General features: G+C 44.7%; 9 protein-coding genes. All 9 read left to right on the top strand.

Features of this window, described 5'->3' with window-relative positions:
* Positions 1 to 818 (top strand): SseB family protein (locus tag J6I68_RS06370; protein WP_292218652.1); only part of this gene is annotated, 818 nt, incomplete at its 5' end.
* A gap of 215 nt (positions 819 to 1,033) precedes the next feature.
* Positions 1,034 to 1,921, top strand: a complete 888-nt coding sequence (locus J6I68_RS06365) for a chemotaxis protein CheX (RefSeq protein WP_292218650.1) — start codon at positions 1,034 to 1,036, stop codon at positions 1,919 to 1,921.
* A 13-nt stretch (positions 1,922 to 1,934) separates the two neighbouring features.
* On the top strand, positions 1,935 to 2,303 hold the full coding sequence (locus J6I68_RS06360) for a response regulator (protein WP_292218648.1): 369 nt from the start codon (positions 1,935 to 1,937) through the stop codon (positions 2,301 to 2,303).
* A 90-nt stretch (positions 2,304 to 2,393) separates the two neighbouring features.
* The gene (gene ymfI / locus J6I68_RS06355; RefSeq protein ID WP_292218647.1) at positions 2,394 to 3,116 is read left to right on the top strand and encodes an elongation factor P 5-aminopentanone reductase; all 723 of its coding nucleotides are present in this window, start codon (positions 2,394 to 2,396) and stop codon (positions 3,114 to 3,116) included.
* Positions 3,117 to 3,209: 93 nt separating this feature from the next.
* Complete coding sequence (gene trxB / locus J6I68_RS06350; RefSeq protein ID WP_442861721.1) at positions 3,210 to 4,148, top strand: thioredoxin-disulfide reductase; 939 nt, start codon at positions 3,210 to 3,212, stop codon at positions 4,146 to 4,148.
* An 82-nt stretch (positions 4,149 to 4,230) separates the two neighbouring features.
* Positions 4,231 to 5,553, top strand: coding sequence for a C40 family peptidase (locus J6I68_RS06345; protein WP_292218643.1), 1,323 nt, complete (start codon positions 4,231 to 4,233; stop codon positions 5,551 to 5,553).
* Between the two features lie 383 nt (positions 5,554 to 5,936).
* The gene (gene hpf, locus J6I68_RS06340; RefSeq protein ID WP_292218640.1) at positions 5,937 to 6,467 is read left to right on the top strand and encodes a ribosome hibernation-promoting factor, HPF/YfiA family; all 531 of its coding nucleotides are present in this window, start codon (positions 5,937 to 5,939) and stop codon (positions 6,465 to 6,467) included.
* Positions 6,468 to 6,656: 189 nt separating this feature from the next.
* Positions 6,657 to 7,847 carry an acetyl-CoA C-acetyltransferase gene (locus J6I68_RS06335; RefSeq protein WP_292218636.1) on the top strand — a complete coding sequence of 397 codons (1,191 nt, stop codon included), beginning with the start codon at positions 6,657 to 6,659 and terminating at the stop codon, positions 7,845 to 7,847.
* A gap of 187 nt (positions 7,848 to 8,034) precedes the next feature.
* Positions 8,035 to 8,274: enoyl-CoA hydratase-related protein (locus tag J6I68_RS06330; protein ID WP_292218635.1), on the top strand; the 240-nt coding region annotated here is incomplete at its 3' end.

The following is an 8,274-nucleotide window of genomic DNA, read 5'->3' as shown; positions in this document are numbered from 1 at the left end:
ACGAGGTTTTAGACAGAGTAAGAAACGCAGAGTACCTGCAGGTTCTCTACGATATGAACACCGGATATCCATTTATTGATCACGGTTTTGCATGCGTTTATTTTGACAAGGACATGGCTGAGGAGGCAGCAGCTCTTTTCGTCAAGCAGTATAGAAAGCTCACTGTAAGACAGTGCCTTGTTGAGGATAAGGAAAATCCAAACAAGATCGGATTCTTTGATTTCCTGTATTATGTGGGAATCGAGAACCTTATTGTTGACAACGGTGCCTACAGAGCAAGGTTTAAGAGAAATGAGATCGTGGCAGCTCCAGGCGACTGGGGTCAGGACAAGCACAAGATGCCTTCAAATCCAGCCCTTAACTTCGCAATGCTGGACTGCATAGCGGAAAAGAAATGGCCGGTATCCTACGAGAAGAGAGAAGAGGTTGTTAAGGCCAAGGAAATGAGGATGTTCAGCCTCATGAGAGCCGGACACTTCATCGTGCCAATGAAGCACGAGGGACCAGCAGAGGTCCTTGAGGATGGCAGGATCAAGATCGACAAGGACTCCAAGATCGAGTTCCTTATAATCAAAACTCCAGACGACAAGCAGTTCCTCCCTGTCTACACCGACGGCTTTGAATTTGCCAAGGTTAACAAGGGAAAAGAGTGGAACGCAGGAGTATTCCGTTTCGCCGACATCATCCGTTTTATTGGTGAGCGGGACGGAGTAGTCTTTAATCCTGACGGCCACAGAGTTATCATGACCGGCCAGCAGATGATGGCAATTGAGGTTGCAGCGCAGCAGGCTGAGGCCCTGAAGAACAAAAAGAGCTAAGGATGCCACTGGGGCCGGTTTTCATGACACGGGGACGGTTCTGTTGTCAGCTCCGCCGCCTCACCGCCCGGAGCTGACAACAGAACCGTCCCCGTGTCATGAAAATCGGCCCCTTTTACTGCCTCTTGTTTGTGTACGTAATTTAGTCTAAAATTGAAGTGTACTCTATTTATCTTTTACCCGTAGTTCATGGAACGTGAAGGAGCAAGAGATATATGTTAGATCGATTGATGGGAAGTTATCTTGCGGAGCAGGGACTTTTGACAAAGCACCAGCTTTCCGAAGTTTATAAGGTACAGGATGCAAGCCGTGCCAAGCTCGGCGTTATAGCTGTGGCTGAAAAACTCATGAGCATTGCACAGGCTGAACAGGTGAACATGCTGCAGGCTTCCATGGATATGCGATTTGGTGACATTGCGATCGACAGAGGGTATCTTTCTGAGGCCCAGGTGTCAAGGCTTTTGGAGCTTCAGGGCAATACATATCTTGCATTTCTCCAGGCAGTTGTGGACCTGGGATTTTTGACCATGCAGCAGCTTGAGGAAGCTGAAGGCAAGTATCAGAGCCTTCACGGTTTTACTGAGAGCGATATGGCTGCTCTTAAGACAGGAGACGTAACCCAGGCTGTACCTGTATTCGTAGATACCGAAGATCCGCTTTATAAGGGCATGTTCGCCATGGGCGTCAAGAACATGTACCGCCTTGTGGACAATCACTTATATATTGGAAAAGCTTATACTGCCACGGTGCTTAAGGAAGAGGTCCTTGGCTATCAGAAGTTCCACGGCGACGTAAGCGCAGTGGTGGCAATCTCTGGAAGGTACGAAGATGTCCGGAAGATGGCCATTGCCTACACCAAGGAGGAATTCATTGAGACCAAGGAGGATGCTCTTGATGCAGTTTGCGAACTGATCAACTGTATCAATGGCCTCTACGCCACAGAGCAGAGCCAGTCAGATCTCAGGATAGAACTTGAGCCACCTAATTTCTCTGTGAATTTTGAGAAAGCTACCAGCGAAGAAATGATCGTTTTGCCAGTCTACATTCGCGGCGGCGAGATCAAATATATGATTGCTGTATCCAAAGACTTTGCATTAGGTTAATGGAGGACAAGAGATGAGTAGCAGCGTACTTGTAGTAGATGATTCAAGAACATCACGCAGAATCTTAAAAGATATTTTGGACAGAGCGGGATATAAGGTTGTGGGAGAAGCTATTAACGGCAAGGAAGGCGTGGCTTACTATGTAAAGTTCCAGCCTGACATTGTCACCATGGACATTACTATGCCTGAAATGGACGGCATTGAGGCCCTTCGCCAGATAAAAAGAGAAAACCCTGAGGCCAAGGTCATTATGATCACCGCAGCAGGTCAGAAGGACAAGATGATGGAGGCGGTCAAGCTTGGCGCAGCTGAGTTTGTCTCAAAGCCCTTCGTTGAAGAGACGGTGCTGGAAGCATTAAGGCACTGTTCGCAGCCAGAATGATAAGGAAAGTTGTGGGCCGGGGGCTTTTGCCTCCGGCTTTTTTTAGGTATAATTTTCCTGACGCTTTTTCTATATTTATTGGAGTTTATTATGAAAAGAAAAGTACTCATCACAGGAGCAAGCCGTGGCATTGGCAGGGCTATCGCAATGTCTTTTGCCAGAGAGGGCGATGAGCTGTTCCTGACATGTAAAGACAATATTGAGATGCTGGGTGACCTTAGGCGGGAGCTTGAAGAGGAATTCGGTATTTCCTGCAGCATATTTTCCTGCGACATGTCTGACTATAATAAGGTAAAAGAGCTATCTGAGAAGGTGGGAGATATCGACATTCTTATTAATAACGCGGGTATTGCATGGATAGGTCTTTTGACAGACATGGAACCTGCGGACTGGGATAGGGTGATATCCAGTAACTTAAACAGCGTCTTTTATACCTGCAGGCTCTTTGTGCCAGCAATGGTGAAAAGACAAAGTGGCAGGATCATCAATATCTCCTCGGTCTGGGGGAATGTTGGAGCATCCTGTGAGGTAGCATATTCAGCTTCAAAGGGCGGAGTCAACTCTTTTACAAAAGCCCTGGCAAAGGAGCTTGCGCCAAGTAACATTCAGGTCAATGCCATTGCCTGCGGAGTTATCGATACTGATATGAACAGGAAGCATCTGACCCGGGAGGACCTTGATGAGCTTGAGGAAGAGATCCCTGCCGGCAGGATGGGAGATCCTCTTGAAGTTGCGGACCTGGTACTGAGGGTAAGCGAGAGCCCATCTTATCTTACAGGGCAGGTGATAACCTTTGATGGTGGCTGGATTTAACAAAATTAAAAAAAGTTCTTTACAAAATACAAATATGTGATACTATTTAATTGCACACAATCTAATATAAAAATGAAACAGGAGGAATACATTATGTACGATCTTATTATCATTGGTTCAGGTCCTGCAGGTCTTTCAGCAGCTGTTTATGCTAAACGTGCAGGTCTCAATATGCTTGTTATAGAGAAAAATCCAGTTAGCGGTGGTCAGATCATCGACACCTACGAAGTTGATAACTACCTTGGAATTCCAGGTGTAAACGGATTTGATCTCGCCATGAAGTTCAGAGAACACGCTGATAAGCTTGGTGCAGAATTTGCTGATGGCACAGTTACTTCTATTAAATGTAAGGAAGAGGGCACAGATACCAAGGCTCCTGTATTTACAGTTGTTACAGACAGCGGCGAGTATGACACACACACAATCCTTCTTGCTACAGGTGCTCACCACTCCAAGCTTGGAATTCCAGGTGAAGAGGAGTATATCGGAAAGGGAGTTTCCTATTGCGCAACCTGTGACGGTGCTTTCTACAAGGGCAAGGTTACAGCAGTAAACGGCGGTGGAGATGTTGCTGTTGAGGATGCTATTTTCCTTGCAAGATTCTGCGAGAAGGTTTACCTCATCCACAGAAGAGATGAGCTTAGAGCAACAAAGGTTCTTCAGGATGAGCTCTTTTCACTGCCTAATGTAGAAGTTATCTGGGACAGCGTGGTAAGAGAGATCAAGGGTGAAGATAAGGTAAAGGCCCTCAGAATAGAAAACGTTAAGAAAAATGAAGAGAGCGATCTTAATGTAGATGGTATTTTCGTTGCCATCGGAATCCACCCTTCAACAGATCTTTTTGCAAGCTTTGTAAATTGTGACGAAGGTGGTTATGTGATCGCAGGTGAAGATGGCCAGACCTCAGTACCTGGCGTATTTGTAGCGGGCGACTCAAGGAAAAAGCGCTTAAGACAGATAGTTACAGCAGTGGCAGATGGCGCAAATGCGGTAACTTCTATACAAGATTTCATGGTTGGAAAAGAGAAATAAGTATATTCATGTTGACAAAAAGGCATTTGTGGCGTATATTTTTAAAAGATGTAACAAATTCGTAACAATTTGGAGGTCGGTTTTGAAAAAGCCATTTCTGCAGCTTACTGCATTATCTATGGTAGCTGCAATGACATTCACAAACTTAGATATAGTCGCATATGCTTCAACTAATAAAGTAACAAGCGTACTGCCACAGGCAGGTTTCACTTATGCTCTTGGTAACAACCAGGTATCTCTCTCAGGACTTCAGGAGACTGTTGAGACTGAGAAGGCTGAGTCAGAAGATGCTTCTTCAAACATCAGCAAGTCTACAGCAGAGGCTGCAGATTCAGATGAGACAGTTACCAATGTAACACCACTTGCTTCAACTATTACAGACAGTATCCTTTCTGATATCCAGAGCGCTACCGGTGCTATCATCAAGAACTCAGATATAGCCAAGGAGGTAGAGGAGGACTCAGAGGAGGAACTCTTTAAGACATTAGTTATTGCCAAGGTTCACGATTACGTCAACGTAAGAGATCTTCCCAGTGAGGAGGACGGTGAGATCATTGGTAAGCTGTACGACAAGTCTGTTGGTACTTTCGTTGAAGAGGACAACGGCTGGTACAAGATCAAGTCTGGTTCCGTTGAAGGCTATGTTAAGGCAGAGTACTGCGTAACCGGTGATGACGCTGTTGATCTTGCCAAGGAAGTTGGAACAAGGATCGCTACAGTTACTACTACAACTCTTAAAGTTAGAGGAGGCCCAAGCCTTGAGGATGAGGTTCTTGGTCTCGTACCTATAGAGGATCAGCTGGTAGTTGAGGAAGAGCTTGACGGATGGGTTAAGGTTAGTATCGAGGAAGGTGATGGTTATGTATCACTTGACTACATAACACTTTCAACTGAGTTCGTTAAGGCTGAGTCCAAGGCAGAAGAGGAAGCACGTCTTGCAAAAGAAAAGGCTGCAAGAGAAGCTGCTACTAAGGCTGCTAAGGCTAGTACTTCAACAAAGAGCTCCAGCTCAGGATCTTCAAGCTATAACTCAGCAAGCTCTTACACAACAGCTACAAGTTCAATTGGTAGCGCTGTTTCACAGTTTGCTCAGCAGTTCGTTGGCAACCCATATGTATATGGTGGTACATCACTTACAAATGGTGCTGACTGCTCAGGATTCGTAATGAGCGTTTATTCAAACTTTGGTGTAAGTCTTCCACATTCATCTGGTGCAGACAGAAGTGTCGGTGCAGCAGTTGACGGACTTGCCAATGCACAGCCTGGTGACATTGTTTGCTACTCTGGTCACGTAGCTATCTACATTGGTAACGGACAGATTGTACATGCATCTACAGCTAAGACTGGTATCAAGATTTCAGATGCCAACTACCGTACAGTACTGGCGGTACGAAGGATATTCTAAAGCCAAGTTGAGACGTGCAGACTCGGAATGCAAGCATTCCGGGTCTGTTTTTTTATGACGACGCGCACATTTCTCCCTTATGCACATAAATCTGAAAGTCAACAGTAAACGTTTACTTTTTTTAAAAAAAGTTATCCACAATCCTCGAAATAAAAATGGCTATTTTTCGACTTATACACGAAGTTATCCACATTGTCCACAAAAATGTGGATAAAAAGTGGGTTTTGCACAATAGAAAGCAATAGATATTTTTTGTGCACTTTTAACAAAAAGTGTTATTGAGGGAAAAGAAAGTAATTCATTTTCTCTAATAGCCCCTTTTAAATGTTATAATTATCTCAAACATAAACGTCTTTCATAGACGCAGTAAAGGGGATGATTGCATGAAATTTACTATCGTAGGCAAGAATATTGATGTAACACCCGGACTTAAGGCAGCTGTAGAAGACAAGATCGGTAAGCTTGAGAAGTACTTTACCCCTGATACAAATGCCGAGGTAACACTCAATGTAGAAAAGGAGAGACACAAGATCGAGGTTACAATACCTGTTAAGGGCAAGATCATCAGAGCAGAGCAGGTTAGCAATGACATGTATGTTTCTATCGACCTGGTTGAAGAGGTTATAGAGAGACAGCTCAAGAAGTATAAGAGCAAGCTGGTTGACAAGCAGCAGGCAGAGGCCAGCAACTTCAAGAAAGAGTACATTGAATCTGATTATATGGACGATGAGGACATCCGCATCGAACGTATGAAGAAGTTTGATCCAAAGCCTATGTATGCTGAGGATGCATGTGTTCAGATGGAACTTCTTGGTCACAACTTCTTTGTATTTGTAAATGCAGAGACAGATCAGGTCAATGTAGTTTACAAGAGAAAGGGAAACACATACGGTCTTATTGAACCTGAAGTGTAAGTTGGTTAACAATTTATCAATTTATAGATATTTTATAAAATAGCTCCCCATGGGGAGCTATTTTTGTTGCATTTGACTAAGTGCTGTGCTACAATAAATCTGTTCTGATAAAAATTTATCAATCAGAATGAGGAGAGGTTTTCACAAGAAAAGATGGGCGATGGCCCAACAAAATGGAGGTAATACAATATGGCACAGAAAGTAGTTTTAGCTGGTGCAGTAAGAACTGCCATCGGCAAAATGGGTGGAGCACTTTCAAACACTCCAGCTGCAGAGCTTGGCTCAATTGTTATCAAGGAAGCACTTAATCGTGCAGGCGTTAAGCCAGAACAGGTTGATGAAGTCCTTATGGGGTGCGTAATCCAGGCTGGTCTTGGACAGAACGTAGCAAGACAGGCATCAATCAAGGCAGGTATTCCTAATGAGATCCCTGCAGTTACAATCAACGTAGTTTGCGGCTCTGGTCTTAACTGTGTCAATATGGCAGCTGACCTTATCAAGGCTGGCGAGGCTGATATAGTCGTAGCTGGTGGTATGGAGAACATGTCAATGGCTCCTTACGCACTTCCTAATGCGCGTTTCGGATATCGTATGAACAACGGAACAGTTGTAGATACCATGGTAAACGACGCTCTTACAGATGCATTCAATCACTATCACATGATGATCACAGCAGAGAATATCTGCGATAGATGGGGCCTTACAAGACAGGAACTTGATGAGTTCTCAGCTAACTCTCAGCAGAAGTGCGAGAAGGCTATGGCAGAGGGCAGATTCAACGACGAGATCGTTCCTGTTCCTGTAAAGGTTAAGAAGGAAATGGTAGAGTTCAAGGTTGATGAGGGCCCTAGACCCGGCACAACAGTTGAGACTCTTTCAAAGCTTAAATGCTGCTCTGGTAAAGAGGGTGGACTTGTTACAGCTGGTAATGCTTCAGGTATCAATGATGGTGCTGCAGCAATCGTTGTAATGAGCGAAGAGAAAGCTAAAGAGCTTGGCATCAAGCCTATGGCTACATGGGTAGGTGGAGCTCTTGCAGGTGTAGAGCCTGAGGTTATGGGAATTGGTCCTGTAGCTGCTACAAGAAAAGTACTCGGCAAAACTGGTCTTGATCTTAAGGACATCGATCTTATTGAGGCTAACGAGGCATTTGCAGCTCAGTCTGTAGCTGTTGCCAAGGACCTTGGCTTTGATATGAGCAAAGTTAACGTAAACGGTGGTGCTATCGCACTTGGACACCCTGTAGGAGCATCAGGATGCCGTATTCTTGTTACACTGCTTCATGAGATGGCCAAGAGAGACAATGCCAAGAAGGGTCTTGCAACTCTTTGCATCGGTGGCGGAATGGGATGCGCTACTATTGTTGAAAAGTATGAGTGATAAAGGGATTCAAACTGAAGCAGTCTGTTGTGCTTGCACAAAACAGGCTGCTTTAGCTTGAAGACCTAACGGATATGAGGAAGTAGGCCGATAGGCCGGATTCCGAATGTCCGTAGCATGGCGAGAACGCAGTGGAGCCATGCGGTTATCACGGATGAAATATAATCATTTAAGGAGGAATTTCAAAATGGGTTTTGTTAATTGCGAAGTAAAAGATAAGATCGCAGTGATCACCATCAACAGACCTGAAGCATTAAATGCTTTAAATTCTCAGGTTCTTGATGACCTGGATGCAGCTTTTTCAGGTCTTGACCTTGAAGTTGTAAGAGCTGTTGTTCTTACAGGTGCTGGTGAGAAGTCTTTTGTTGCAGGTGCAGACATCGGAGAGATGAGCACACTTTCTAAGGCAGAGGGCGAAGCTTTTGGT

The organism is Butyrivibrio sp. (assembly GCF_017940685.1).
Taxonomy (GTDB): Bacteria; Bacillota; Clostridia; order Lachnospirales; family Lachnospiraceae; genus Butyrivibrio.
Note: the sequence above shows the minus strand (reverse complement) of the source record. Positions and strands in the feature narration are given on the sequence as shown.